Below are 26,332 nucleotides of genomic sequence, written 5' to 3' on the forward strand. Positions count from 1 at the left end.
ACTCTTCGACGCCAGGCCGCAGGGCCGGGCGGCGTCTCAGGTGAAGCCCGGATGAAGACCGTGGAGATCGGTCGGGATACCGACCAGCTTGACGTCGGCCTGCATGTCCGGGAGGCCGAGCCAGCCGCCCGGATGCGCCGGATCGTCCTGTGGAGCATCCGCGCCGAAGACGAGCTCGCCGTTCTCCGACACCGCCGCGACCGCGTCGGGACCCGGCGGCTTCGGCGGCACGGGACCCGTCGCGGGATTCGCCGGCGTCGACGCGGACTCGATTTTCGGCGTGGCCGATCCGGCCGGATCGGTGGTGGGACCGGTTGGTGACGCTGCGCTCTCGCCGGGTGGGGGCAGCTTGTTCGCCGGCTGGGCGGTTCCGGCCTCGGGTGCGGCGGGCGGCACGCCCAGATCGAGTGCCTCGCCAGGTACCCCGCCAGGTGCCCCGCCAAGTGCCTCGCCCGCGCCGATCGGATGCGCGGCATCGTTCGGCGTGGCAGCGGCGGGGGAAGCCTCGGCGGTGGCCGGCGGGGTCTCCTTCGCGATGCCGGCACTCTCGCCCGACGGCGTGTCTCCGGGTGCCGCAATGGTCGAGGCGGTGGCAATCCCGCCTGCGGGTGCGGTCGCGATGCCGCCCGGATCCGGCGCGGCGACAAGGACGGCGACCGGCGCCTGCGCGCCGGGTCCGGTCTCGGCGGGCGTTGCGGCCGTGGCGCTCGGTTCGGATGCGACGATGGCGCTCGGTGGCCCGCCGTCATGCGCGGATGCGTGCGCGGCCTCGCTCGACGGCGTGTCCGCGTGGGCCGCTCCGGTTGCACTCTCGGAATCGGCAGGGTGGAGGCCGCCGGCCAAGCCCGCATGATCGGCCGCGGTCTCGGCGGTTGCGCTCGGTGGCGCCAAGGCGCCTCCCGTCGTGGAGGCCTGCACGATGGCGGGCGCCGCGGCCGGCCCGTGATCGTGGTCTGCACCGGTCCCCGAGTGCGATACGGCCGTCACGGCCGGGAGGCCGGCCGAGACCGCCGGCCCATCGCCCGCGCCGGATGCATGCGCATCGCCCGGCGAGTCGGCCGAAGCTGCGTGACCGGTCGTTGCCGCGGCCGGATGGTCCGGAGCATCCGCGGCGGCTCCTGCAGGGGCCGCCAAGGCGGCAATGGGTGCCGCGATCGGTTCGGGCGCAGCGCCGGGCCCGGCCGGATGCGGGACGCTCGCCGGTTCCGTCTGAGAAGCGGCCGAAGCCGGAATGCCGTCGAGCGGAACCGTCGGCTGGTTCTCGGACTGGGTGTGGACGTCCGCCGCGGCCGACACGGTGGTTCCGTGCGAACCGGCACTCGTCGTCTGTGCCGAGCCGCCATGCGAGACATGGGAACCCGCATCGTCTCCGGATGCGGGCGGCTGAGCGATTGCCGTCTCGACGGTGCCGGTCTTGGTCGGCGCTGCCGCGGGCGGCTTGGCGGCCGGCGCAGGACTGTCTGAGGCGTCGGTCGAAGCCGACGGCGCCGATGAGATCGGAACAGCCTGGCCGTGCGGCGCCTCGGCAGCGGGCGTAGGCTGGGTTGTGGCCTGTGGACCCGCCCCGGTCGGCGAAGAGGACGCGGGCATCGCAACCGGTTCGGGGGCAGAGCCGGTGCCGGCGAACGATGAGGCATCCGCCGCCGTCGCCGTCACGACGGGCGAGGCAGTTCCATCGATGGCCGCCGACGGGCTGGTCGAGACCGGCATGGGCGCGCCGGCGCCCGTCTGCGCCGTGGCGGTGCCCGACCCATCACCGGTTCCGGCAGGTTGAGGCATCCCGGCCGAGGTGGTCGCCGGGACGGTCGCGACGCCGGTTCCTCCGACGCTCGCCGGCGAAGTCAGGGGCGCGGCCGCGACCGTCTCGGTGACTGCCGCGACCGGGGACGCCGTCATGATCGGGGACACGGCGGCTGTGACCTGGTGCGGGGTTCCGGTCGGGAGGGCCACGGACACGGCAGGGGTGGTGCCGTCGGCGACGGCCGCCACGGCGGTCTTCGCGGGTAGGGCCGTGGCGGTCCCCGCCACCGGCGTGGCCGAGACATGCGTTCCGTCCGCACTCGTCGTCGTGGCCGGGGCCGCGACGATTTCGGTGGAGGCGGCCGCGCTGACCTTCGCCGAGGCGACCTCCACGCTGTTCGAGGGAGAGGAGGCCGCCGTGCTGGTCGAGCCGGCAGCGCTGTCCTGGCCGACCAGCGGGCTCAGCTTGGCGGTCAGGGCCGTGCCGGTCCCTGCGCCCGTCGTCGAGCTCGAAGCCGTGGATTTCGCCGCGGAACCGTCCGGAGCGGCCGACGCCTCCGTCGTCGCCTGGACGGCGGTACCGGTTCCGCCCGCATCGGTGGTGACCGCCGGGATCGGCGAGGCGGCGGTCTTCGAGACCGTCGTGGAACCGAGTGGGTCGGATGCAGCCTTCTGGGTGACCGGTGCCGCCTGGGCGGCGGATGCGGCCGTCGATGCGGCCGACGGCGCGCTCGCGGTCGGGGCATTTGCCCCGTCCCGGTGTTCGGGCACGCTCGATGCCTTCGCGGCAGAGGAAGACGGGGTCGTAGCCGGGGCCGGATCGGTCGCGGCGCTCGGCGCCGTCGACGCGCTCGGCGCGTCCACGGGCACAGGGGCAGCGCCCTTGTCGGCATGGAACCGCGCGACCAGCGCCCAGTTCGATCCGACGTCCGAGGCCTTGATCGCCCCGAGATTGCCGGGGCTGAGCTGCAGGAATTGCAGCAGGCTCGTGGATGTCAGCGTGCCGAAATCCTGGAAGGTGTGCGCCGCCGGACCGGCCGGTACGGCGCCCATCATGCCCGGCCCCGCACTATCGGTATGCTCGCCCGCCGAGTCCGCACCGGGCCGGAGGGCGGAGGCCGCCTCAGCGGTGCGGCCGTGCCCGCTGCCGCGATCGAGGGCTGGGGCCGAGGCGGACGCGGAGGCATCGGCGCGCGCAGCCTGCGCGGTCGCTTCGGATGCCTCGTCCGTCGAGAGCAGTTCGGCATTCAGCTTGTGCTTGAGGTCGCCGAGCACGAAGGCACCCTCGGCGATCATCATCGCCGACAGAATGATGCTGTCGACGTGACGGCGCGTGTCGTCCGGCGCGTCGTCGCGCGCTGGCGCGGCCTTGGCCAGGACCGGGTGGGTCGGTGCGTCCAGGATGCCGGCCTGCGGCGTCACGTCCTTCGCGTCCGCGCCCGAGGCCGTGCCGAACCCGTCCGAGGTCAACTCGTGGGCGACGGCATCCTCCGAGCAGAGGCTGAAGGCCGCGCTCGCGATGATGGCCGCCAGCAGAGCGGCGGGGTGGATGACGAGCCGCGCTCCGCTCTTCGGGCTCGGGATCGGCAGGAGCGTCGGGTAGCGGGCCGCCATCTCGTTGAGCAGGGCCCGGAAGTCGGGCCCTCGCAGCGGCGATGCGAGCGCGTCCGAGGCGATGACGTAGCAGCCGTCGATCCGCGCGAAGTGCATGATCGCGTCGCCATCGGCCCGGCAGAAGACGAACCAGGGGTCCTCCTCGTCGCTCGCGCCGCACTCGCTCGTGATCCGCATCCCGGCTTGGACCAGCGCGGCCTCGACCCGGTAGAACTCGGCGAGCTCCTGCTGCGACCAATGTCCACGCGTCGTCGGGGCGGGCCGGAAGAACGAGACGACGGCACTCATCGACGCACCTCACCCCCAGTGACCAGCTTCCTCGAAGGACGAGCGCCGCGAAAGTCCCTGTCGGAGCACCCCGCGTCGGCGATCCGCCGTCGCGGACGGGTGCGCGGGCTCGATGCTGATCCGAATGCCGGGCCCAAGCAACCGCCGGGACCGTACGGACCGGAACCCGGATCAGTGCTCGCGGAAGGCACGGCCCATCGCCTCGAACAGCGGCGCCACCATGTAATCGAGCGCCGTGCGCTCGCCGGTCGTGATCATAATCTCGGCCGGAAGGCCCGCGACGAGACGGCGCCGGACCGTGTCCGGGACCTCGAGATCACTGATCTCGATGATCCCGAGGAAGTAGGGTTGCTTCGTCGCCTCGTCGATCAGGCGGTCGCGCGAGACCGACGCGAGATTGCCCAGGATCGTCGGGATCCGGCGCGAGTGGAAGGTCGGGAACTTGATCTCGGCCGGCATGCCGGCATGCACCGTCTCGAGGTCGTTGGGCGCGAACTGCACGTGCACGACGAGCCGGTCGCTCGTCGGCACGATCTCCATCAGGGGCTCGCCCGAGCGGATGACCTGACCGACCGTGTAGACCTTCAGCGCCTGCACCACGCCGCCGCGCGGCGCCGTCACCGCGAGCCGCTTGAAGATGTCTTGCGCCACGGAGAGCTTCTCGCGGAGTTCCGAGATCTTCTGGCGCGCCTCGAGAAGTTGGCCGGCCACGTCCTCCTGGAACTTCTGCTTGATCTGAGCCGTCTGCAGGCCCGCCTCTCCGATGCCGTTCTGCGCCTTGGCGGCGTCGGCCATCGAGCGACCGATGATCCCTTCGAGCCGGGTGCGCTCGCGCTCCATCACGAGAAGGCGCGAGAGCGGGATGAGGTTCTTCTCGCGCAAGGCGCGCAGACCTGCCAGTTCCTGGTTGATGAAGCCGACCTGCTCCTCCACCGAGGCCTTCTCGACCGCGAGGCCCTTGATCTCGGTGTTGAGCTGCGTGACGCGCGCGGCCAGGAGATCGATCTGCGCACGCAGCGACGTTTGCCGCTCCTGGAGCTGGTTCATCTGATCGTTGATCACGCGGGCGACGTTGGGCTCGGCGAGGCGACCGGAGATCTCCTGCGGCAGGTCGAGGCCGCTCTTGCGGTCCCGCTCCGCCATCAAACGAGCCTCCAGGATCAGGGCGGCGTCGAGCTGACCCTGGAACAGGTCGACGCTCGCGCGCGACTGCAGGGAGTCGAGCCGCAGGAGAACGTCGCCCTGCCGGACGGTCTGCCCTTCCTTGACCAGGATCTCCCGGACCATGCCGCCCTCGAGATGCTGCACGACCTTCCGGCTGCTCTCCACATTGATGATCCCGGGGCTGACGACGGTGCGGTCGAGCCGAGCGACCGTGCTCCAGACGCCCATCACCCCGAAGGTCAGGAAGATCAGCACGTAGCCGGCGATCGCGGGCCTGCGCCACGTGCTGGTCGGAAGGGACGCGGGTCTCGGCCCCGCATCCGGCATCGCGCCGGCCGGAACGGATCGGGGCAGGCTCGGCGATGCGGCGAGAGTCGGCAGCATGGCTTCAGCCGACCGCCCGCTGCGGCGGGATGTAGAGTGGCTCGGCGGCAGCTTCGTAGGAGAGGCTCGCGACAGCCCGCGGCCGGGCGAGGCCGCGGATCACCTGCTCGGGCGAACCGCTCGCCAGAATGGCGCCCCCCTCCATCGCGATGACGAGGTCGGCCTCGGCCAGGATGCTCATCTTGTGGGTCACGATCATCAGCGTCGTGCCCCGACGCTTCAGCTCGGACACGGCCTGCATCAGCGCCTCGTCCCCGGCCGCGTCGAGGCTCGCGTTCGGCTCGTCGAGCACGATGAAGCTCGGGTTGCCGTACATGGCGCGCGCGAGCGCGATGCGCTGGCGCTGGCCGCCGGACAGGACGTAGCCGCCCGCTCCGATCTGCGTGTTGTAGCCGTCGTCGAGTTCCTGGATCAGCTCGTGACAGCCCGCCTTCTGGGCGACTTCGATCACGGCCTCCGCGTCGATCTCCTCGAAGCGGGCGATGTTCTGGGCGACGGTCCCGGCAAAGAGCTCCACGTCCTGAGGCAGGTAGCCGATATGGCGGCCGAGCGCCTGCGGGTCCCAGTGCGACAGGTCGGACCCGTCGATCCGGAGCGACCCGCGATGGACCTGCCAGATACCGGTCATCGCGCGGGCGAGGCTCGACTTGCCGGCCGCGCTCGCCCCGACCACGCCCAGCACCGTGCCGGGTGCCAGCCGGAAGCTGACCCCGCGCAGGATCGGGATCCGCTTGCCGGGTGCGGCCACGACCAGGTTCTCGGCCTCGATCTCGCCGCGGGGACGCGGCAACGCGAGGCGCTGCACCCGCGGGGACGCCGCCGCGTCGAGGTGCTTCAGCCGCGCGTAGCTGGCCCGCGCCGCCGAGAAGCCTCGCCAGTTCGCCACCAGTACTTCGATCGGCGCCAGCGCGCGCCCGCTGAGGATCGAGGCCGCGATCATCGAGCCCGCCGTGATCTCGCGATGGATCGCCAGATAGGCGCCCGCCCCGAGGATCATCATCTGCAGGAACATCCGGACGAACTTCGAGAGCGCGACGATGAGGCCCGCACGGTCGCTCGCGCGCATCTGGCAGGCCAGCACCTCCTGATGGCGACCGTTCCAGAGGTTGCGGAAGGCCGCGAGCATGCCCATCGCCTGGAGCACCTCGCCGTTGCGGAGCGCCGCCTGGGCGCATTGCCCGGCCGAGGCCCCGGCCCGCGCCGCCGCCGCGAGCGCGCGCCGCGTGGCCAGCTCGTTGAGGAGCGTCAACGCCAGGATCACGACGCCGCCGGCGGCCGTCATCCATCCGAACCAGGGGTGCAGAACGAAGCAGATGAACAGGAAGGTGGGCGTCCACGGCGCGTCGCAGAGGGCGAGCAGGCCGGGGCCGGTCAGGAATTCCCGGAGCGTGTCGACGTCCCGCAACGCGCGGCCGTGCCCGGCGTCCGGGCACAGGATGTTGCCCCGGTGGACGGCGCCGAAGATCGGCTCGGCGATCCGCTGATCGAACGCGACCCCGCCGCGCACGAGCACGCGCGCGCGCAGGGCCTCGAGCGCGGCGTAGACGAGGAGCGCGAAGGCCGCGATGACGGTGAGCCCGATCAGGGTCATCTCGTTGCGGCTCGCCAGTACCCGATCGTAGACCTGCAGCATGTAGAGCGGGCCGACGAGCAGCAGGATGTTGATGAAGAGACTGAAGATCAGCGCCGTGACGAGCGCGGGCATCACCGAACGAACGCCCTGACTCAATATCAAGGAAGCCTTGCTTGAGGTCATGATGCCCATTCTTGCACTGGAACAAGCCCTGCGGCGACAGGAGGGAGCATGATCGGGGCGGGACCGGGCGTTCGGACCGACGGGGCCGGCGCCAGGGCTTCTGTTCGGTTCGGCGAGTCTCCATGGTGCGACGACAGGCCCGGGCTTCACGAAGCTCGGACGTTCATCGTCGTGATCGTCCGCATCGGCAGATATCCTGACGCGGATCCGAGATCCTGGTCAGAACATCGCGTGCAGCGGTGAAGGCCTGCGCGGACACTCCGCGCAGACTCGGCGCCGACGGCGCAGCCATCGCACGCGACGCATCCAGGCAGCGTTCCGGATCTGCCTGGCTGAACGGCGCTCAGGTGTTGCAGGAGATACTACACCGATATCGCCGCACGACACCCCCGGACACTTGATGCGTCCTGGAACGTACCATCGTTCTGTTTGCGAACGCACGACGGGGAATTTGGCTGGACAACGACTTTGTACGCAGTTTTACTCTACTGACATCCGCCTGTCTTTGCTATCCGCGCAGAGCGAGGTCTCGTGTACGCGCATCATCAACGCCTGGACTTGGACGAAGTACAGGAGCTGCGCCGCGAGGGCGGACGCTTCCTGAGAGAGTTGCGGGAGGCGCGCGGCCTCTCCCAGCGCCAGCTGGCGGGCCTGATCGGCGCGGATTACTACACGTTCATCTCGCAGTTGGAGGCGGGACGCGGGCGCATCCCGCCCGATCGCTACCGCGTATGGGCCGAGGCGCTCCGCGTCGACGCCAGGGACTTCGTGCAAACCCTGATGCGATTCTACGACCCCATGACCCACGACGTCCTGTTCGGCGAGGATCCCGTCCGGACGGCCGGCGCGCCGCGACCGAGTCTTCAGCGCTATCATTTCAACCTCGTCTGCGGCGATGCGGTGATCGAGGATCCGGTCGGGGTCGAGGCAGGTAGCCTCGACGAGGTGCAGGACGAGATCCTGGCGGCGATCGACGAGCTACGCTCCGAGCGGGAGCTCGACGCGGATGCCGGGCAGTGGTGCATCGAGATCCGGAACGCTTCCGGCCATCTCATGCAGGCGATCGGACTCGCCTGAGGTTCGGGAGCGCCCTCGGCGGCGCACCTCGTTCAAGAACGCGGCGGGCCATGACGCCACCGCTGCGCGCAGATCGAGCGGGCTCGGCACTCGGGCACCGGGGCACCGCGCAAACCCGAACACTGCAGGCGAACGCGATCGGACTGGCGGCCGTGCCTCTCGCGTCGCCGGCGGGTGCCACCGAGGGCGGCTAGGAATTCCCTGCAAGCCAGCGGGCGGCCGCCTTCACCATCGATCAGGCGATGGAGAAGCCGAGACAGATTCTCGGCCAGGGGAGGACGCCCGGAGACGCGGGCGAGGACGGCAGGTCAGTCTCGGTCATCGCCATGGCCGGCCCCGGCGCTCGGGACCCTGTCGGGCGCGTCGAGGCGTTCCTCCCAGAAGGCCGTGTAGGAGCGCAGCCACTCGGAGGCTTCGACGAGCGGACGCCGGTCGAGCGAGCAGCGATGGATGCGCCCCTCGACCTCGCGGCTGACGAGCCCGGCTCCTTCCAGCACCCTGATGTGCTTGGAGGCGGCAGCCAGCGACATCGCGTAGGGCTCGGCGAATTCGATGATGGTCTGATGGCCGGACGCGAGTTGGCGGACCATGGCGCGCCGGGTCGGGTGCGCGAGGGCATGGAACACGTCGTCCAGGCCGTGATGCCTATGTTCAACCGTCCGGTTTATGCTGGCAGGCCGCCCATCCCCGCGCAAGCCCGCGTCGGCATCGGGGGCCGCTTGAGCCCCGACGCCGAGGGAGCGCCTATGCCTGCGCGCCGGCGCGGGCGACATCGCCCACATCCGGCAGTTCGGGAAGCCGCCAGCACATCTCCATGACGCGCCGGGCCTGAGCATCCGGCATGACGCCTTCGGCGAGATCCCTGAACTTGCGTTCGAGATCCGCGTCGCTCATCGGCTTCTCGACGCTCCCGACGGCGTGGACGATGCGGCGCTGCACGGTGCGCCCGTCGTTGAGCGTCACGCTCATCTCGACCTGCTCGGGCGCGATGCCCGGAGTGACGACGGGCACGACCTTCTCGCGCAACGCGATTACCGCGGGGTCGCGCACGGCGCGATCGCTGAACTGCTTCTCGCCGGCCGCACCCTCGACGAGCGCGACCGCCACGGCGTGATAGATGCTGAACTTGCCCTCCAGCCCGGATTGCGGGGCCGTCTTGCCGGTCAGTTCCAGCACCAGCGGATGCACCTTGAGGTCGATCCGGCGCACCTGATCGGCCGTGACGTGCTCCGCGTCGCGGATCTGGACGGCCGCATCGATCGCGGGATGCATGACGATGCCGCAGGCGAAGGGCTTGTAGGTGTTGAGAAGCGTCTCGTATCGCGTGCCGAGGCCTTCGGTGATCTCGCGGTAATCCTGCTTGGTCGAGATCGTGTTGGCCCAGCCGCGCTTGGCCTCGATCATCCCGTCGGAGCTCGTGAAGCCCTTGCCCGCCAGGATCGCGGCGAAGAGGCCATTGGCGGCGGCCCGGCCGGGATTGAAGCTCTTGTTCATGGAGCCGAACGACTCGCGCAGCCCGACCGGCTGCGAGGCCGCGAGCCCCAGCGCCCAGACCATCTGCTGTTCGTCGAGGCCCATCAGCCGGCCCGCCGCCGCCGCAGCGCCGAACACCCCGGCCGTGCCGGTGATGTGCCAGCCGACATCGTAGTGGTTCGGATAGACCGCGTTGCCGATCCGGCACTCGGTCTCGACGCCGAGCACCAGGGCGTTGAGGAAATCGCGGCCCGAGATCGGCTTCATCTCCGCGTAGGCGAGGATCGCCGAGGCGACCGGCCCGGCCGGGTGGATCACCGTCTTCAGGTGCGTGTCGTCGAAGTCGAAGATGTGGCTCGATACGCCGTTGAGGAAGGCGGCGTTCATGATGTCGAAGCGCTCCGCACGCCCGAACAGGCTGGCCTGCGCCGGACCCGAGAACGGCGCGAGGGCGGCCACCGCCACATCGAGCGTCCGGTGGTGCGAGCCGCCGATGGCGACGCCCACCCAGTTGAGGAAGGTGCGCGTCGCCTCCTTGCGCACGGGCTCCGGCAGATCCTCGTAGCGCGCGGTGGTGACATAGCGGGCGAGCGTGCGCGTCACCGCGGGCGGCGTCGCCTTCGCCGGTCCGGGGGCCTCCTTGGCCCCCGCCGCCTCGGCACCGGCGGCGGGCGTCAGGCCCCCGCCGGCGAGCGTGAGCCCGGCTGCGCCGATGAGTGAGCGACGATCGATCGTGGACATGGCGTTCACTCCCAGATGTTGCCTTCGTGGTCAGGCCGCAGCGCGGTCGGTTCAGGCGGCGGCGCCCGATCCGGCCGCAGCCGCGCCCGTCCTGCGGCTAACGGTCAAACAACGCCTGCAGCGACGCCCGGTCCTTGGTTCCCGGCAGCGCGATCAGCGTCAGGATCCGGGCCTTGTCGGGCGTGAGGTCGCCCGCGAACACGGCACCTGCCTTGAGGAGCGTGTTGCCGCCGCCCTTGAAGCCGTAAACCGGCAGGGCCCGGCCGTTGTAGACCTTCGTCGCCACGATGACCGGCACACCCTTTCCGATCACCTCCGCGATCGCGTCGTGCATCTCGGCGTTCATGTTGCCCCAGCCGTACGCCTCGACCACGATCGCCTCGGCGCCGGTCTCGGCGGCGTGCCGGACCTGGCTGCCGTCGGCGCCCGCATACATCGAGACGAGGTCGACGCGCGGCATCCGCTCCGGAAGCGGCAATGTCTGGCGCCGCAGCGACTTGCGGCTGAACACGACCCGGTCCTCGTCGACGTAGCCGAGGTCGCCCGCATCTCCGGAGTTGAAGGTCTCGACGTTGCTCGTGTGCGTCTTGCGGACCTCGCGGGCGGCGTTGATGTGGTGGTTGAGCGTCACCGTCACGCCCATGCCGGCCGATCCGTCGGCCAGGATCTGGCGCGCCGCGTTGAGGAGGTTGCGCGAACCGTCCGCGTCCCAGTCGGAGGCGTTGCGCTGGGCACCCACCAGCACGACTGGCTTCTCGCTCTTCAGCGTCAGATCGAGGAAGTAGGCGGTCTGGTCGAGCGTGTCGGTGCCGTGCAGGATAATGGCGCCGCGAATCGCGGGGTCAGACAGGATCTCGTCGAGCTTGCGCACCAAGGACGGCCAGCGATCCGGCCCCATGTAGTCGCTCGGAACGTTGCTGAATTCCGTCACCGCGATGGCGGCGATGTCCTTGAGCTTTGGCACGGCCGCGACGAGGTCGTCGCCCGAGAGCGCGGGCACGGGCGCGTGGGTGGTTGGATCGAGCTTCATCGCGATGGTTCCGCCAGTCGCGACCACGGCGATCTTGGGCAGTTCCGCCGCGGCAACGGAGCCCGCCAGCGATGCCGCACCCGCGAGGCCGACAAGCGTCCGCCTCAGGATCGTTCCCGCCATGTCCCAATCCTTCCCGATACGGGCCCGGACTCTCCCGGCCGGGCATTCTGCGTGTGACGGCTCATGCCTGGGCGAGGCCCCCCTCTCTGTCCAGACCTCATGCGAAAAAAATCAACCCGAAATTGTTCTCCTTCACGCGTCCCGGCGGCCTGGCACTTTCGGATGGCTCACGCCAACATTCTGATGCAGAGATGGAATTAGCTGGCTAACCAATCAGCGCTCTCCCGCTCGCCCTGTTCGACGCGCGAGCGCGCCCGCAGGCGGGACATCCGCCCGCGGAACGGCGGTTGGTTGCGGGGCTCGGAGGATCGCCGCGGCCTCGAAGGTCCCACGCTTACAGTAATGTGCGACCCTATCCGCCCGAGCGTAGACCATCGCGAGCGCTGTTCGGGGGAGGACATCGAGGATGAGCTTCTCATTCACGCTGATCAATCTCGCGGGCACCATCGTGCTGCTCCTGTGGGGCACGCACATGGTGCAGACGGGCATCCAGCGTGCGTTCGGCGCCGAACTGCGCGCCGTCCTCGGCAGCTCCTTGCGCAACCGTGTCTCGGCGTTCCTCGCCGGGATCGGCGTCACGGCCATCCTCCAGAGCAGCACCGCGACCGGGCTGATGACGGCGGGCTTCGCGGCCGGCGGCATGGTCGACCTGGTGCCGGCCCTTGCGGTTATGTCAGCCACGCATCAAGCTCCTGGAGCCGATCACGAGCCTCGGGCATCGCAGCCTCCCGCAGCACCAGGGAGACAACACCTCAGCCTGACAGAAGTGCCTAGGTACCGCTAGATCTTGGTGTGATCGAGCCTGTCTTTCCGAATAGAAACCAAGTAATGTGTGTTGAATATTTTGAGACTCTCAAGAATGTGGCAGGTCAGCCATGACCAAGGCGCGATGCGGCGAGTGATGGGTGGGGCGAGAGTGATCCGCTGGAACCGAAGTCGGGAATCCGGGAACAGCATCCGGATCTCGCTTGAACGAATCCCTTTGGTGTGAGGATTGGTTGGGTTCAGCCAGAAGTCATACCAGAGGATTAGTCCGTCAGAACACAAAATCCGGAGCATCTCGCTCGCCAAGTTGGCCTTGATGCTGTCGTCTAGGATAGACGAGAACGCGGTATATTGCAGCACGATATCGAAGCTGGCGTCCGCGTAAGGCAGCCGCTGGCCGTCGGCGCAGACCAGGTCCACGTGCGGCAACAAGCGCTTCGCCTCCTTCAACCGGTGCGGGAGGAGGTCCACTCCATGGAGCGTCTCCGGGGCGGCTCCGAAGGCCATGTATTCGTTGAGGACACGCCCCGTCCCGCAGCCCAGCTCTAATACCGTTCTCCTTGAGAGATCTCCGAACCCTTCCGCCTGCAGGAGGCGCAGCACCGCGCGCTGCCGCTGCTGGAACATGAACAGGCAGGCCGGATTTGTGAGCGAGTAGAGATCGCTCCCGGCCAAGCGTTTCTCGCGATCGGCATATTCCGTGCGGAGACGATCGAGATCGTTGACCATGCACGGTTCCCTCTCGAGCAAGTGAGCCGCTGGTGGAGGCGAGGATATCCCGGTCCTTCACACTGCGCAGAGTTCCGCGCGTGCGAACACGTGCTCACGATACCACTCGTAGGTCCGCGAGATCCCGGCTGCGAGGTCGACCTGAGACCGGTATCGGGTCGCCTCGATCGCTCTGCTCATGTCGGGCGCCCGCCGAGCAGGCGAGCCGGGCTCGGCAGGCAGCGCGACAATGGGCGCCCCACGGCCCACGATCGACAGCACGAGCTGCGCTAAGTCGCCGATCTGCAATTCGGGCCCCTCCGTGCCCACGTTGAAGGTCTTCCCGGAGCAAGCCGCCAGATCCGCCATGCGCGTCAGGTATTCGACCGCGTCCTCGACGAAGCAGAACGACCGGCTGTGCTCGACACTCGCGACTTGGAGCGCCTCGCCTGGGCCCAGACCGTGGGCTTTCTCCAGGATTTGAGGAATGACGTGCGAGCGGCCCATGCGCGGGCCGTAGATGTTGTGGAATCGCACGATCGTGAACGGCGTCCCGGAGAACTGGCACATCGCCTCCCCGTACAACTTGGACAGCATGTAGGAAGTGCGGGGATTGCCGAGGTCCCCGGCAGTTAAAGGTGTATCTTCGGGCGTCGGGACGGGTATGCCGAAGAACTGCAGAGTGCCGGCATAGAGCTCGCTCGTGGAGGCGAAGAAGAAGCGCTCCAGGGCCCGCTGGCGGCGCGCCATCTCAAGGGCCGTCTTCAGCATGGCGACGTTCTTCGTCAGGACCTCGTAGGGTCTCGACCGGACGTGCTGGACACCAATGATCGCGGCGAAGTGGAAGATGAGGTGGTAGTCTCTGTCGATGTCCCGCGCGACTGCCGGGTCGCACAGATCCAGGCCCAGCATCCGGATCCCGGGCTTGGCGAGCAGATCCTCGAGGGCATTATCCCGAACGCCGCGGTGCTGATTGTCGAGAATGTCGACCTCAAAATCGGCGGCGAGCTTGCGCGCGAGGTGATAGCCGATGAACCCCGCACCGCCGGTCACGAGCGCCTTGGGCATGGTCAACCTCTTCCGATGCTGGTGCAAGAGCACCCTGTGGCAGAAACCGAGCGCCGCTGCTCCCGCGTGAGTACGTTGTTCGCGTCGATGACCTCTGCCGCGGAGCCTCGGAGCCATTCCCCAAGCTCAATGGCCCGGTAAGAGGGCGCAGCTTGTGTGAACACGACCGCATCGAACATTTTGGCGGGGGGCAGCTCGCTTTCGACGGGCCGGTCGAGTTCGGGCCAGTACGTCACGAGCGGATCGTGGGTCGTGACCTCGGCCCCTTCCCGCTCGGCTGCCTCCACGAAGACTTGTGCGGGCGAATAGCGGGTGTCGCCGACGTCTTCTCGATACGAAACGCCAAGTAGGAGGATCCTGCTGCCCTTCAGCGAGCCGCCGAGCCGCTCGCGCACTTTCGCCAGCGCAAGGAGTGGCATGGCGGCATTCGTCCGCACCGCCTCGCTTGAGAACGGGAAGGCCAAATCGGGGCGGCTGAAGATGGCACGAGCGGCCACCACACCGAAGAGCGGATCCTTGGTGAGGCAGTACCCGCCGACGCCGAAGCCGGGCTGCCGGATATTGGCATGCGTCGGACGTTTGCGTACGGCCTCGACGATATCGAAGAGGTCAATCCCGACCGCCTCGGCGAAGCGCCCCCATTCCTCCATGAACGCGATGTTCACGGCACGGAAGCTGTTCTCAAGCACCTTCGCCGTCTCCGAAGCCGTAGGCGACGCGAGGCGGGTGAGCGGGTACTCGGCGACGTTGATCACGTTGCTCAAGAAATACTCGCATGCGTCCGCCGCCTCGGAGGTCGTTCCGGCATAAACGCGCCAGTAGTTGACGATAGAGCTGTAGTAGTCCGCCCCCGGCATAACCCGCTCGTAGGAGTGCGCGAGCAGGATGGCGCTGTCCGGCAGACCGCGCGTCCGCAGCGAGGCGGCAAGGCGAGGTGCGAGGACTCGCTCGCAGGTGCCTGGCGGAACGGTCGTCTCTACGATGATTAGGGAGCCGGGGCGCAGCCGCTGGCCCAGGTCGTCGACGGCTCGCTGCAAGGCGTCGAAATGCACGATCGGCTGTGGCGCACTCCAGTCGATGTCGAGGTTGATATCGACGACGACGACATTCGCCTCTTTGAAGATCTCCGGATTGCAGGTTGCGGTTAAGTTCCCCGCCGCGTGCGCCTCGGCCAGAGCGTGGCCGAGCATCTTGTCGGCGCCGGCGAAGGGAAGTCGGCCTTCGGCGATGGAGGCCACCCGATGCCGCCCCGCTTCGGTGGGCAGGTCGACCCCGACGACGTCATAGAATGGACCTCCGGGTCCGCGGGCGTTGGCGATCGCGATGGCCATGGCCGAGCCGACGAAGCCCAGCCCCTGCACGCAGACGAGCTGACGTCGCGTCTGCGAGGGGTGTGGGCAAGCCTGGGCTAGCATCACGTGCTCATTCATCGCGCGCCTCTGTGAGCTTGATGGCCGAGCCTTGACGGGCTCAGTGTTCCGGCATTCGAGAGTCCGGAAGGGCCTCGGCGCGCCGGCGGGACGTTTCGCGGGAGTTCGGGCGCGCGCATCAGGACGCCGACGCTGGGTTGCTGAGCGCGACGCTGTCGGGCTCGGGCGCGGTCCGCAAGGCCCCCGCCAAAGCTGACAGGAAGCGTGCGGCGAGGATCCTGTAGTCGTGCCGCTCGAGGACGTAGTGCCGGCCGCTCCGGCCCATCCGAATCCGTTCTACGAGCGGCATACGACACATTCGGAGAAGGGCATCCGCGTAGGCGGCGGTGTCCTCGGATGGAACCGTGATCCCGCAACCGGCGTCGGTGACCAGATCATTCGCTGCGTCGCAAGCTTGCACGATCGGACGCGCCGCCAGCATGTAATCGAAGATCTTGTTCGGCGACACGCCGTACCGGTAGAGCGGGCTGCGCCACCAGGTCATCGTAAGCGCGTCCATCTCGGCAAGGAATTTCGGGACTGATTGCTTCGGGATCGCTCCCATGAGGTGGAAATTCGTCAATGACCTGCTCTGCGCAGCGGCCGCCAAGGCGTGGGTATTCACTCCCTCCCCTACTAGGATGAAGGTAAGCGGCTCGGACGCCAGGAGCGATGCGGCCTCGACGATCATCGCCACGGCGTTGGAATCGTTCATCCCGCCTGCATATCCGACGAGAAAGCGGCCGCGCTCCCGTTCCTGCCGGATCCGGCTCACCACCGTTTCCGGGAGCGGCAGGCCCTCGCCTCCCTCCTGCAGTGTGGCAACCCGAACCCCGTTCGGGATGTGCACGAACTTGCAGGGAGCCATCCCGCGGCCAGTCATGTAGCTGGAGGCGAGCGGCAGGATCGACACGACCTTGTCCGCACGGCGATAGGCCCAGTCTTCGGCGCGCTGGAGCAGCCGGATATAGGGATGGGCGGCCGAGTACCCGCCCAGCAGCATGGGTGTGAGGGGCCACAGGTCATGCACCTCGAAGACGAGTTGGGCTCCGCACCGTGCGGCGATTCGAGCCCCTGGGTAGATGTCGAGCGGGTATGTGGAGGAACAGATCACCACGTCCGGCCGCTCCTCACGCGCGATGCGATCCGCGAAGGCGTAGAGCTTCGACACGAAGGTCAGCATATTGCCGACCCGACCCAGCCCGTTGCCTCGGTACCGGCCGGTCCGCACCCAGCGGAAGCGAACCCCCTCCTCCTCGGTGGAGATCAGATCGGAGTCGACCGTCGGCTGCCGCTTACGTAGATGGGAGAAGCTCGCAGCGACGATGGTCACGCGGTGCCCTCCGGCGACCCACTCGCGGCCAAGATAGTAAGGGCGATACTCCATGCCCATGCTTTCGGATCCGCCATAGTGATCGATGAGAAGTATGTTCACGGAGGTGACCTCACCGGAGCGTCCAGAACGAGTTGAGCGAGGACTTCATGGGACGGCTTCCCTGAAGGGTTGGCCCCGAAACACTTGCCGCAGATCCTGAGATTGACGATGCGCCATGGGGTGAAATCGGCCTGGCGGCGGCGATCGAGCATCTCGTGCACGAGGCAGCGGGTCTGTGTCGGGTTGACGAGCGCCGGAAAGGGTCGAAGTGGTGCTTCCACTCCTTGCAGCACCGGTGGCGCCAATCAGGGCCGGAACCAACTCTGTTCCAGAGTGACGAACTCCAGCTTGTCGCGCTGTTCGGCGACAGCGGATGGGATGATCGCCTTCGCCCGCCGCAGGACGCACTTCGTATCGGAGCGCATGATCTTGTGGTCGTTCTTGAGAGCGAGGCTGAACTCGACGAGCCGGTGATCCAGGAATGGGACCCGGACCTTGATGGAGTGCGCCGTCGCGTTCCGGTCCTCCCAGTGCAGCAGCTTCTGCAGGTTCGTGGATCGTCGGCTCCTTGGCCGTCGAGCATCACTTCAATGCCCGCCTCGCGCGCCACCCTGGAAACGGACCACCGCGCGAAGACCGAGCTCCATCCGAACGGCTCGTCCTGGTGCGACGCGAGGTCCCCTGCTTTGTCGAATAGATCGTCAGGCCTGGGACAGACATAGATCGGTCGAGCCCCCGTCCTAGACGCGGCCGCTTCCCTTAACGGCTTCTCGCCGACGCTTTTATCGGAGTAGCAAGCCGAGACGGAGTTCACGCGTGCGCCGTTGCACTCCAGGCTCAGCATGTCAGCCATCAGGCAAACGATGGAGGACGAGTCGAGCCCGCCCGAGAGACTAGATCCGACAGCCACATCCGAACGGAGATGCATCCGAGTGGCGTCTGTGAGGAGTTCGCAGACGCGATCAGCCGCGTCGTCCTTCGAGAGGTGCAGGTTCGAATACCGGGGACGTGCGTACCGGCGCCGGTCGCCGTAGCGCCAGCGCCACCCTTTCGACGCGTCCACGGTGATGCAATGCCCCGGCAATACGCGGAGCACGCCGTCGAACATCGTTTCCGCGGTGTGATCACTGGAACCTGAGGCTGGATAGTCTCGAACCTCGGCGAGATTTATCCGTGCCCTGGTATCCGGCAATCGCAGGAGCTGCTTGATCTCGGACGCGAATGGGACGCCGTGGGAGTTCGCTGGCATGTAGAGCAGCTCAATGCCGAACATCCGCTTCCGCGCGTCGTCCCAGACGACAAAGGCAGACTTGCCGAGCAAGGGATCAAGGCAAGCCTCTCCCCACGCCCGATACGCCGCGAGCAAGACTTCGCCGTCGCCTTCCGTCAGGAAGATATGCCCCTGCGCTTCCAGCGTCTCGCGAAGCTCGGGATGATTGTAGATCTCGCCATTGAAGACAGGGGGAAGGCGATGCGACCGGCCCGCGACCGGCTGGAGGCTTCCTTCGGAGAGGTCGATGATCGCCATTCTACGTTGGCCCGGCGCAACCGGGCCGGCGGGGGACCTGAACTCGCGCCACCCCTCGCCGTCAGGTCCCCGCTGCGACCCGACGTCGATGCATGGGCGATCGGGAGGAAAGCCGACGGAGGCGAACAGCCCGCACACGCTATGTCTCCCCGGTCGGAGTGTTCGAGCGGCCGCGGAGCCACCACGTGCCGCGAGCGCCGGGCCGGTCGCCGGGGGCCGGAAGCCTTTCTCGGAGCGAGCCGGGCATGGCCTCCCCTGATCTTCTCCGTGAGCGGTGGATCCAAAGGGCGAGTTGCTAGACGCTGGATACAAGGACCGGGTCCGACTGCATTGTGGCTCGCGCCGGCGACCCGGGGCGTTTCCCCGTGCGGCTCAGCGCTCCGTCGAGCGCCGATGCGACCAGCTGCACGTCGTCCGGCTCCATGCCCGGGTGCAGAGGGACCGTCAGCTCGCGCCCGGCGAACTCTTCTGTTACCGGTAACGTCACGCCCTTGAACAGATTCCGATACACCGAGAGCGAGTGCACCGGCGGATAGTGCATCGTGGTCTGGATCTCCAAGGCGCGTAAGTGATCCACGACCTGCCGTCGATCAACGCCTTCCGGCAGCACGATCGGCATAATGTGGTAGGCTGACGGCGCGTTGCGCGCGAGATCCTGCGTGAACGGAATCAAGATTTCCGGATCCAGCCGCTCGACATAGAGCCGAGTTAGCTGTTCGCGCGTCCGGTTCCAATCCCCGAGGCGCTGCAGCTGTACGAGGCCCACCGCCGCACGGAACTCATCCATGCGGCAGTTAAAGCCGATCGCGGTCACGTCGTAGCCGGAATTACGGGCCATGGTCCGCTGGAAAGTCCCGGCCGTCATGCCGTGGCTGCGCATGGTGCGGATACGGTCAAGGACGTCCGGCTGTTCCGCGACGACCATGCCGCCTTCGCCGGTGGTCATGTTCTTGTTGCCGTAGAAGCTAAACGCGGCCGCGTCGCCGAAGGGGCCGGCACCTGTGGCTCCGGCCGCGTGGGCCGCATCCTCGATCAGCCTCAGGCCACGACTTCGGGCGAACTCGCGCCAGTCGTCCCGATCCAACACGTAGCCTGCATAATGGACGAGGATCACCGCCCGGGTTCGATCGGTGCACTTCCGCGCTGCGTCGTCCCTGGACATGACGGGGCGGTCCAGGGCCTCGATATCGACGAAGACTGGCTTCGCGCGGACATGCACGATGCAGTTGACCGTCGCGACGAAGGTCATGGACGGCACCAGCACCTCGTCGCCCGGCCCGATCCCCAGTGCCAAAAGGACCAGGTGGAGGCCGGAGGTGCAAGAGCTGACGGCGACGGCGTCCTTCACCCCATGCGCTCTCGCGAACTCGCGCTCGAACTCGCGGACACGCTCTCCCATGGTGATCCAACCCGAATCCACCACACTCGCGAGCGCCGATTTCTCTTCACTCCCGAGAACGGGACCAGCAACCATCAACATCGCGCTCTCCGACGAGGCTTGACCGGGGACGGATCGCGGCGTCGAGGCCGAACTACGCGGCCGCGATGGCAACTGTGTCGTAGGCCGGCGGCTGGTCGTCCCAGGAGAGCTCCTGCGCCTTCCGGAAGTCGTCCACACGACCAATGTCGAGCCAGAGTCCGTCGTGCCTGAATGCAGAAACCGGGACTCGCTCCTCAAGCATGCACGCTATCAGATCGTCGAATCCGAACGGCACTCCGGACGGAATATACCGCAAAACGCTCGGCTCCATGCAGTAGAGGCCCATGCTGACCGTATGGCTGAGCACAGGCTTCTCCCGGAAGTGGGTGATACGCCCGTCCGACTGCTCGATCACGCCGAAATCCATTCTGAGCGTTCGGGTGACCGTGCCTACCGTGACGACCGCATTCTGGCTGTGGTGGAAGGCCGCCAATGCGCTGAGGTTGAGGTCTGTCAGCACATCGCCGTTGATGACCAGGAACGTGCTGTCGAGCTTGTCGGCGAGGAGTGAGAGCGCCCCGACGGTTCCCAGAGGCTGGAGCTCGCTGGTGTAACGGATCTGCATGTCCCATTGGCTGCCGTCGCCGATCAACGTACGGATCAGTGAGCCAAGGTATCCGGTCGTGATCCAGACCTCCCGAATGTTATTTCGCCTCAGCCACCGCAACAAGAGTGCAAGAACCGGGCTCGATCCAACCGGCATCAGCGGCTTAGGAAGGACCATGGTGTATGGCATCAGGCGAGTGCCCATGCCGCCGGACTGGATGACAGCCTTCATCATCTCAATCTCACCTGTAGTTGGTGCCCGGAAAAGGCACCAGCAGGCCCTGTGTGTCAAATCGTTCGAGGGGACTACACCACACGCACTAGGACTGAACGAACCCGTTTACAGGCGTGTAGTCCCATGCCTACATCGAACCCGAGCCGGCACACGGGGTTCACGGAGGGAGAGCGGTCACCTCCGGGCTCAACCGAGCCGGCGCATTTGCAGTGTAAATCTACACGCGACACGTCTTCTCTGCATATCCGCACCATATCCGACCGACCCGAAGAATAGAACTTGTCCTGTTATTGTGTGTCCACGCCCCCCCCGCGCAGCCGTGAGGATCACATGGGGAGACGAACCAGCGCCCACACCGTATCCCTATGTGCGGGTCCGAGCTTCGATGCGCAGCGACTCCTGGATATGTGCGTGGCCTCTCTCGCGCTCGCCGCGTTCGCGCCGCTGATGCTCCTTATCGCGATCGCGATTTTGATCGAGAGCGGGCGTCCGATCCTGTTCGCGCAGACCCGCCTCGGAAGGCACGGACGTCACTTCCGCATGTACAAGTTCCGTAAGCTCAATAACAGCTGCGGAACAGCCGGCTGCCCGCTCACCCTGGAGGGCGACGAGCGTCTGACGGTGGTCGGCGCCGTGTTAAGGTCGTCAAAGCTCGACGAGTTGCCGCAGTTCTGGAACGTCCTGATGGGCGACATGTCCGTCGTGGGCCCTCGGCCGGAAACCTTGGCCTTCGCCGATTGCTTCGAGGGCGAGTTCAAGGGGGTCCTCGAGTACAGGCCCGGGATCCTTGGTCCGAGCCAGGTGGCTTTTCGGAACGAGAGCGCACTGATACCGTGCGACGCTGACGTAATCGGGTTCTACAGGACCGTCCTCTTCCCCGCGAAGGCACGGCTCGATCTGGAGTATTACGGGAGCCGGACCGTCCTAACAGATCTGGGTTGGATACTGCGTGGCGCCTTGGCCGTGCTCGAGTTGCACCCCGCGCTGCCCTCCGGCGCGTTTGCGGCGCCGACGCGATCGGACGAGGATCTCGCGAGGTCTATCGGCGCGACACAGGGGGCGGGCTCGACAAGCGTGGAAACCCTACTCGACGGCGTCACGCAACGGTCCTTCGTTCCACCGAGATAGGTTTCGGCCTGCCAGCGAGAGCTGACGGGGTCGGGCGCGCGGGACCTAGGGGCGCCCGGGGACGGCTCCCCACCGCCGGTCGTCTCCGGCGTCCCGGGGGCCGTCCCGGCACCGTTGAAGGAGCTACAATGACAGCTCGTTACAGAAGAGCCTTGAGCGAGGCACGGAGAGCGGCTTGTGCCTCTCTCTGTCTCACGGCAGCCGCATGGACGAGCGCCTGCCTCGCGGAATCCCGGATCGAAGCGGGCGAGGTCCTCGAAGTCGCAGTTCTCGGTGTTCCGGAGCTACGGCAGCGCGTCACTGTAAATCGCGATGGACACGCCGGTTTCGCACTGATCGGGCGCATGAACGTGGTCGGGCTGTCCGTCACGGAACTGGGCGCCAAGGTCCGCGAGGCGATGGCGGCCAAGATTTTCCGCCAGAGGACCGTGGACGGCCGCGAAAACGTCCTCAACATCCTTCCGGACGAAGTCACGGTCGAGGTCGTGGAATATCGTCCGGTCTACCTCAACGGGGATGTCTCCAAGCCGGGCGAGCTGAGATACCGGCCCGGGTTGACCGTTCGGCAGGCGGTGGCGCTGGGCGGGGGATACGACCTCGTTCGATTCAGGCTCAACAATCCGGTGATGGAGGCCGCTGACTTACGCGCGGAACAAGTGTCGGTATCCGCTGAACTGGCGCGCGAGACGCTCACCGCGCGACGCCTCCAAGCCGAATTGGCTCAGAAGCCCGCTCCCGAATTGAACGTGCCTGACATGGCGCTTCCGGCAGGCTTCGTGTCCGAACTGGTGAAGCTCGAGACCGGGCAACAGAACACACGCGAAGCCATGGTGAGAAACGAGAAGCACGCAGTCGGCCGAGCGCTTGAGCTCTCCGACCAACAACTTGATGTCTTGGCCCAACAGCAGGAGAAGTCGATCGAGGGCTCCAAAGCCGACAGTAAGGACCTCGAGGATGTGAGGGAGCTGCAGAAGAGGGGCATGGTTCCGACCACACGCTTTCTGGAGGCGAGGAGATCCTTGCTGTATTCCACGACCGCATTGCTGCAGACCGTGGCGCAAATCACCAGCGTAGGGCGCGAGCAGGAGGAGCTCAAGCGAAGACTCGCGAGCATCGACGATCAGCACCGGCTTGACCTTATACGAGGCCTGGCGAGAGCGAACGTACGGATCGTGGCGCTTCGTGCGCGGCTCGATAGCGTCCGTCAGAAGCTCACATACAGCGCCGAGCTGCGATCGCAGCTTCTTGGCGGCGGAAGTCCGGAAATTGAGGTGATCAGGAAGGGCGACCAGGGCTGGGCGCACCTGCGCCTTGAGGAGGACTCGGAGCTCCAGCCCGGCGATGTCATCGAGGTCGCACTTCGGTCCCGGCACTCGCCAGATGTCGCCGAGCATTGATCAGCCGTGCTGACGCCGGGCCACCTTGTTCGTCATCAAACCGCCTGGAGAAGTCGATGAGGCTTCGGCTTTCGCACAGACGAGCGCCAGTCCTCGTCCTCGCCATCACCTTGCTTGGGCTCTTGGCGAGTACCGGCCTCCTCGGTCACGTCGAGCAATCGGAAGGGCTCGTCACGGCCGTCGTGCGCACGATCACGTCCACCGTGCGGATGAGAGCAGAGGCGGATACGAGCGGGCGGCACCTCTACGTCGCGCCGCATGGCGACGACGGCAGCCGGGGCAGCGCAGAGGCACCGTTCCGAACCATCCGAAGGGCATCGGATGCGGCGACCCCGGGCACCACCGTGCACGTGGCTCCCGGAATATACCCTGAGGTTGTCCACAGCCGGGCGGACGGGAATGAGCGCGCTCCCATCCGATTCCTCTCCGACGAGCCCCGAGGGGCGGCGGTCAGGCCGTCCGGTGCGACTGGAGCTATCTGGCGGAGCGACGGCGATTACGTCACGATCCAAGGCTTCGAGATCGACGGCACGGACAGCCCGGCCAGTCGCAACGGCCTGTACCTGACGGGAAGCCACAGCTCCGCCGTCGGCAACACCGTCCATCACATTCTAAGGATCGGGTCGAACGACGCCAAGGGCGGCGGCGGCATCGTCCTGGGCGGCAGCTACTACAAAAAGGTCGATCAACACGCGATCGGGAACCGCGTTCACAGCATAGGGACGGCGACGAGTGAGAGGGTCAATGCCATCTACCATCAAAGCACTGGCTCGGTCATCAACAATATCGTGCATGATAACCCCAACGCGATCGGGATCGCCTTATGGCATGATGTGCGAGAGGTCACGATCGCCAACAACACTGTGTATCGGAATGGGTACGCCATCGCGATTGGTGCCGGCGACTACTACAATACGCCAGCACCCGCCAACCATATCATAGTAATCAACAACATCGCCTATGAGAACTCAGGCTACGGCATCGGCGAAATGGGGTGGACCGGACCTGAAAACGTGGTCGCCAACAATCTCGTATTCCAGAACGGTACCGACTGGAATATGCAGAACGGCGGTCGCCACAGCGGTGACGTGAGCGCCGATCCCGAGTTTGTGAACTGCGCCGCCAACGATGTGCGGCTCGGCCCCCGGTCCCCGGCCATCGACGCCGGGACCCGGATTGGCGCCCCTGCTACCGACTTCGAGGGCCTTCCTCGCCGCGGTTTGCCCGATCTGGGCGCCATCGAGTGGCGGCCAGAGGAAAGCCTCATCCGCAGTCGGGACGGGAACGGGGTCCGCTAACACTACCGTTTCGTCCTTCTGAGATGGGAGTGTTGAACGGCGGCTTGGTGGGCGCGCCGCCAGGCTGACCAAGCAAGGGCAAAGGGGCTCAAGGCGCCGCTGCGCTAGCCGCATCGCCACGCGCCGGATCTCCTGCATGGACCAAGGCACCCGTAAGCTTGGCGATAAGCGCTGAGAAAGGCGTGGCCCAGGTCCGAGACATAGGCCGCAAGCACTCCGATCTGGCAGACCGTATGTTCGTCGCCGGAGCGGTGGCCCATCCCGCACGATGCGACCCGCAGGGTTGCGCTGGAACATCCGACGGGCGAACCGGCGCAAGTCGAAGGTTCGTGCTGCCGTCGAGCATGCTTTTGCCGACCAGAAGACGTGCAATCCTTCGCGAGGGCCGTTACGCCTGCCAGCGTACCTTGCAGAAACTACGATCGCGAGCTAATACTTTTGATCTAGGCACATTTTGCCATTTAGTGGTATGCGTTAAAATGCAGCTTGACCGCCCCGTTTCTGCAGTCGTACGAAGCCTCTCAGACAGATGCAGCGTAGCTGATTTCGTGGGCACCGGACTGATTTAACGGCTTGGTCGAATTGAGCAAGTAGCTTAGTTGCGCCAGTAGTGGTTCCAGTCTTTTTTGCTGAGTTCTCTACTGCTGACGCGGAGGGAATGCTTCATTAGCGGAGTGACTGGCAGGAAGTTCTGCTTCTCGGGCTAATGCTGATCGTCCGCGTGCCAATCAGAATATCCTCGTGGATGGGATTGGTGGCTGTAAGTTGCTGCCATAACCCCTCTCGTGTTGTCGGGGCGCCGCCAATGATTTGTACTCAGAATCAATCCTTGGGCGCCACCCTGTTTCTGGATGAGGCTTCGCAGGCCGACCAGATCGCCCCCGTGGCGGACAAAGAGCTAGAGCGCCTGCTGATTCGGGCCCGAGAGACGGACCACCGTCTCAAAAATTTCATCCCGGTCGTGCTTGCGATCGTGAAGCTCTCTGGCCAAACCTGCTCCAGCGTCCCGGAATTCCAGAGCACACTCGAAAGACGGTTGAGGGCGCTCGGCGACGCGATGGCGCTGGCGAGCAACTCTCAGGAAGACGTCAACATCAAGGATTTACTGAGAGCAGTGCTGCTTCCGTTTCTTCAGAAGGGACAGTTGCACATGACGGGGGCGCGGCTTCGTCTCTCTCCGTCACGAGCGGAAACCTACGCCATCCTTGTTCATGAGCTTGGGACGAATGCCATCAAGCACGGCGCGCTTTCAGTGCCGGAGGGGAGCGTCGAGGTCAGCTGGGAGCGGTCCGGCGCGAACGGATTCACGTTCGAGTGGTCGGAGCGCGATGGTCCGCAAGTGCGAGCCCCGGAGCGCCAAGGCTTCGGAAGCTTCTTGCTGGGGGGCGTCGATGGCCATCCGGTGGTCGGCGGAACAGCGCGAATCGACTTTGCCCCCGAGGGATTCCGGTACACTCTCACGGCGGCCCTGTCGAACACCGGCGATGAGGCGCCGTGCCTCGGGCGGGCTTAGCCTTCAACGCACAGGGACCTGACGGCCCGATCGACGGCAAGGCGCCCGGTATACGCCCGCGCCTGAACGCGGCCCAATGCGAGGCGCTGCGGGCCATGGTGGAGCAAGGCCCGACGCCAGGCCCACGGCGTCGTGCGCTGGCGCCTGGTCGATCTGGTTCAGATCCTGTGGGAGGACCACGGCGTCTCGGCCTCCGAGCAGACGCTCAGTCGCGTCCTGGGCGCCATGGGGTTTCGCAAGCTCTCAGCGCGCCCGCGCCTTTACGCCCGGGATCTGCAGGCGGCGGAATTTTTTAAAATGACTGTCCGGCCCGCCTGACAGAGATTACGCGGGCCACCGGCCGCAAGCCGGTAGAGGTCTGGTTCTCAGATGAGGCCCGTGTCGGCTAGGAGCCCTCTCTGATTGGGGGCAGTGAGGCAAGCTACTCCTGATCCTCATCGGTCCCGGATGTATCGCTCCCGCAGGTCACGCGCTTCTCTTCGCGGTCGGCGC

17 protein-coding genes and 5 pseudogenes are annotated in these 26,332 nt (G+C 66.5%); 8 read left to right on the top strand and 14 right to left on the bottom strand.

Annotation, left to right across the window (positions count from 1 at the left end; genetic code table 11):
- Positions 1 to 36: 36 nt before the first annotated feature.
- From WDW90_RS20155 to WDW90_RS20165, 3 genes are all read right to left on the bottom strand, one after another.
- Positions 37 to 3,642, bottom strand: coding sequence for a hypothetical protein (locus WDW90_RS20155; protein WP_336489255.1), 3,606 nt, complete (start codon positions 3,640 to 3,642; stop codon positions 37 to 39).
- 171 nt (positions 3,643 to 3,813) lie between these two features.
- Positions 3,814 to 5,190 carry an HlyD family type I secretion periplasmic adaptor subunit gene (locus tag WDW90_RS20160; protein WP_431311083.1) on the bottom strand — a complete coding sequence of 459 codons (1,377 nt, stop codon included), beginning with the start codon at positions 5,188 to 5,190 and terminating at the stop codon, positions 3,814 to 3,816.
- 4 nt (positions 5,191 to 5,194) lie between these two features.
- Positions 5,195 to 6,946 (bottom strand): type I secretion system permease/ATPase, encoded by a 1,752-nt coding sequence (locus WDW90_RS20165; RefSeq protein ID WP_336489256.1) that lies wholly within the window; start codon positions 6,944 to 6,946, stop codon positions 5,195 to 5,197.
- 531 nt (positions 6,947 to 7,477) lie between these two features.
- On the opposite strand from WDW90_RS20165, the pseudogene WDW90_RS20170 reads away from it, so the two are divergent.
- Both WDW90_RS20170 and WDW90_RS40760 read left to right on the top strand, forming a co-directional pair.
- Positions 7,478 to 7,771 (top strand): annotated as a pseudogene (locus tag WDW90_RS20170) (helix-turn-helix domain-containing protein); the annotation flags it as partial.
- A 54-nt stretch (positions 7,772 to 7,825) separates the two neighbouring features.
- Positions 7,826 to 8,023, top strand: a pseudogene (locus WDW90_RS40760) (DUF6894 family protein); the annotation flags it as partial.
- A 308-nt stretch (positions 8,024 to 8,331) separates the two neighbouring features.
- Here WDW90_RS40760 and WDW90_RS20175 read toward each other — a convergent pair.
- The 3 genes from WDW90_RS20175 to WDW90_RS20185 all read right to left on the bottom strand — a co-directional run bounded on the left by WDW90_RS20175 (position 8,332) and on the right by WDW90_RS20185 (position 11,390).
- Complete coding sequence (locus WDW90_RS20175) at positions 8,332 to 8,649, bottom strand: ArsR/SmtB family transcription factor (protein ID WP_336489257.1); 318 nt, start codon at positions 8,647 to 8,649, stop codon at positions 8,332 to 8,334.
- Positions 8,650 to 8,767: 118 nt separating this feature from the next.
- The gene (locus WDW90_RS20180) at positions 8,768 to 10,237 is read right to left on the bottom strand and encodes an MmgE/PrpD family protein (protein ID WP_336489258.1); all 1,470 of its coding nucleotides are present in this window, start codon (positions 10,235 to 10,237) and stop codon (positions 8,768 to 8,770) included.
- A 97-nt stretch (positions 10,238 to 10,334) separates the two neighbouring features.
- Entirely contained in the window at positions 10,335 to 11,390 is a 1,056-nt protein-coding gene (locus WDW90_RS20185; RefSeq protein ID WP_336489259.1) for an asparaginase, read from the bottom strand.
- Between the two features lie 406 nt (positions 11,391 to 11,796).
- On the opposite strand from WDW90_RS20185, the pseudogene WDW90_RS20190 reads away from it, so the two are divergent.
- Positions 11,797 to 12,063, top strand: a pseudogene (locus WDW90_RS20190) (Na/Pi cotransporter family protein); the annotation flags it as partial.
- A 107-nt stretch (positions 12,064 to 12,170) separates the two neighbouring features.
- Here the strand turns inward: WDW90_RS20190 and WDW90_RS20195 are convergent.
- From WDW90_RS20195 to WDW90_RS20225, 8 genes and pseudogenes are all read right to left on the bottom strand, one after another.
- The gene (locus tag WDW90_RS20195; RefSeq protein WP_336489260.1) at positions 12,171 to 12,884 is read right to left on the bottom strand and encodes a class I SAM-dependent methyltransferase; all 714 of its coding nucleotides are present in this window, start codon (positions 12,882 to 12,884) and stop codon (positions 12,171 to 12,173) included.
- A 57-nt stretch (positions 12,885 to 12,941) separates the two neighbouring features.
- Positions 12,942 to 13,931, bottom strand: coding sequence for an NAD-dependent epimerase/dehydratase family protein (locus WDW90_RS20200; protein WP_336489261.1), 990 nt, complete (start codon positions 13,929 to 13,931; stop codon positions 12,942 to 12,944).
- Between the two features lie 2 nt (positions 13,932 to 13,933).
- A complete protein-coding gene (locus WDW90_RS20205) occupies positions 13,934 to 15,361 on the bottom strand; it encodes a nucleotide sugar dehydrogenase (protein ID WP_336489262.1) in 1,428 nt (475 codons plus the stop codon).
- 118 nt (positions 15,362 to 15,479) lie between these two features.
- Positions 15,480 to 16,775 (bottom strand): glycosyltransferase family 4 protein, encoded by a 1,296-nt coding sequence (locus WDW90_RS20210; protein WP_336489263.1) that lies wholly within the window; start codon positions 16,773 to 16,775, stop codon positions 15,480 to 15,482.
- Between the two features lie 245 nt (positions 16,776 to 17,020).
- A complete protein-coding gene (locus WDW90_RS20215; RefSeq protein WP_336489271.1) occupies positions 17,021 to 17,263 on the bottom strand; it encodes an asparagine synthase-related protein in 243 nt (80 codons plus the stop codon).
- Positions 17,264 to 17,283: 20 nt separating this feature from the next.
- A pseudogene (locus tag WDW90_RS40765) lies at positions 17,284 to 18,381 on the bottom strand (asparagine synthetase B family protein); the annotation flags it as partial.
- Positions 18,382 to 18,538: 157 nt separating this feature from the next.
- Positions 18,539 to 19,723 (bottom strand): DegT/DnrJ/EryC1/StrS family aminotransferase, encoded by a 1,185-nt coding sequence (locus WDW90_RS20220; RefSeq protein WP_336489264.1) that lies wholly within the window; start codon positions 19,721 to 19,723, stop codon positions 18,539 to 18,541.
- Between the two features lie 52 nt (positions 19,724 to 19,775).
- Positions 19,776 to 20,504 (bottom strand): sugar phosphate nucleotidyltransferase, encoded by a 729-nt coding sequence (locus WDW90_RS20225; protein WP_336489265.1) that lies wholly within the window; start codon positions 20,502 to 20,504, stop codon positions 19,776 to 19,778.
- 330 nt (positions 20,505 to 20,834) lie between these two features.
- Here WDW90_RS20225 and WDW90_RS20230 point away from each other — a divergent pair, with 330 nt between their 5' ends.
- From WDW90_RS20230 to WDW90_RS20250, 5 genes and pseudogenes are all read left to right on the top strand, one after another.
- Complete coding sequence (locus WDW90_RS20230; protein WP_431311084.1) at positions 20,835 to 21,632, top strand: sugar transferase; 798 nt, start codon at positions 20,835 to 20,837, stop codon at positions 21,630 to 21,632.
- Between the two features lie 128 nt (positions 21,633 to 21,760).
- The gene (locus WDW90_RS20235; RefSeq protein ID WP_336489266.1) at positions 21,761 to 23,029 is read left to right on the top strand and encodes a polysaccharide biosynthesis/export family protein; all 1,269 of its coding nucleotides are present in this window, start codon (positions 21,761 to 21,763) and stop codon (positions 23,027 to 23,029) included.
- Positions 23,030 to 23,085: 56 nt separating this feature from the next.
- Complete coding sequence (locus WDW90_RS20240) at positions 23,086 to 24,327, top strand: right-handed parallel beta-helix repeat-containing protein (RefSeq protein ID WP_336489267.1); 1,242 nt, start codon at positions 23,086 to 23,088, stop codon at positions 24,325 to 24,327.
- A gap of 805 nt (positions 24,328 to 25,132) precedes the next feature.
- The gene (locus WDW90_RS20245) at positions 25,133 to 25,840 is read left to right on the top strand and encodes an HWE histidine kinase domain-containing protein (RefSeq protein WP_336489268.1); all 708 of its coding nucleotides are present in this window, start codon (positions 25,133 to 25,135) and stop codon (positions 25,838 to 25,840) included.
- Positions 25,837 to 26,226, top strand: a pseudogene (locus WDW90_RS20250) (winged helix-turn-helix domain-containing protein); the annotation flags it as partial. The gene WDW90_RS20245 and the pseudogene WDW90_RS20250, both read left to right, overlap by 4 nt.
- Between the last annotated feature and the right edge of the window lie 106 nt (positions 26,227 to 26,332).

Source organism: Methylobacterium nigriterrae (genome assembly GCF_037106235.1).
Taxonomy (GTDB): domain Bacteria; phylum Pseudomonadota; class Alphaproteobacteria; order Rhizobiales; family Beijerinckiaceae; genus Methylobacterium; species Methylobacterium nigriterrae.

Coding starts and splice junctions, on each gene's coding strand:
- WDW90_RS20200 (WP_336489261.1), bottom strand. CDS start 13,931: ATGCCCAAGGCGCTCGTGACCGGCGGTGCGGGGTTCATCGGCTATCAC.
- WDW90_RS20220 (WP_336489264.1), bottom strand. CDS start 19,723: ATGTTGATGGTTGCTGGTCCCGTTCTCGGGAGTGAAGAGAAATCGGCG.
- WDW90_RS20155 (WP_336489255.1), bottom strand. CDS start 3,642: ATGAGTGCCGTCGTCTCGTTCTTCCGGCCCGCCCCGACGACGCGTGGA.
- WDW90_RS20180 (WP_336489258.1), bottom strand. CDS start 10,237: ATGTCCACGATCGATCGTCGCTCACTCATCGGCGCAGCCGGGCTCACG.
- WDW90_RS20185 (WP_336489259.1), bottom strand. CDS start 11,390: ATGGCGGGAACGATCCTGAGGCGGACGCTTGTCGGCCTCGCGGGTGCG.
- WDW90_RS20245 (WP_336489268.1), top strand. CDS start 25,133: ATGATTTGTACTCAGAATCAATCCTTGGGCGCCACCCTGTTTCTGGAT.
- WDW90_RS20195 (WP_336489260.1), bottom strand. CDS start 12,884: ATGGTCAACGATCTCGATCGTCTCCGCACGGAATATGCCGATCGCGAG.
- WDW90_RS20225 (WP_336489265.1), bottom strand. CDS start 20,504: ATGATGAAGGCTGTCATCCAGTCCGGCGGCATGGGCACTCGCCTGATG.
- WDW90_RS20235 (WP_336489266.1), top strand. CDS start 21,761: ATGACAGCTCGTTACAGAAGAGCCTTGAGCGAGGCACGGAGAGCGGCT.
- WDW90_RS20160 (WP_431311083.1), bottom strand. CDS start 5,190: ATGCTGCCGACTCTCGCCGCATCGCCGAGCCTGCCCCGATCCGTTCCG.
- WDW90_RS20205 (WP_336489262.1), bottom strand. CDS start 15,361: ATGAATGAGCACGTGATGCTAGCCCAGGCTTGCCCACACCCCTCGCAG.
- WDW90_RS20165 (WP_336489256.1), bottom strand. CDS start 6,946: ATGACCTCAAGCAAGGCTTCCTTGATATTGAGTCAGGGCGTTCGTTCG.
- WDW90_RS20240 (WP_336489267.1), top strand. CDS start 23,086: ATGAGGCTTCGGCTTTCGCACAGACGAGCGCCAGTCCTCGTCCTCGCC.
- WDW90_RS20230 (WP_431311084.1), top strand. CDS start 20,835: ATGGGGAGACGAACCAGCGCCCACACCGTATCCCTATGTGCGGGTCCG.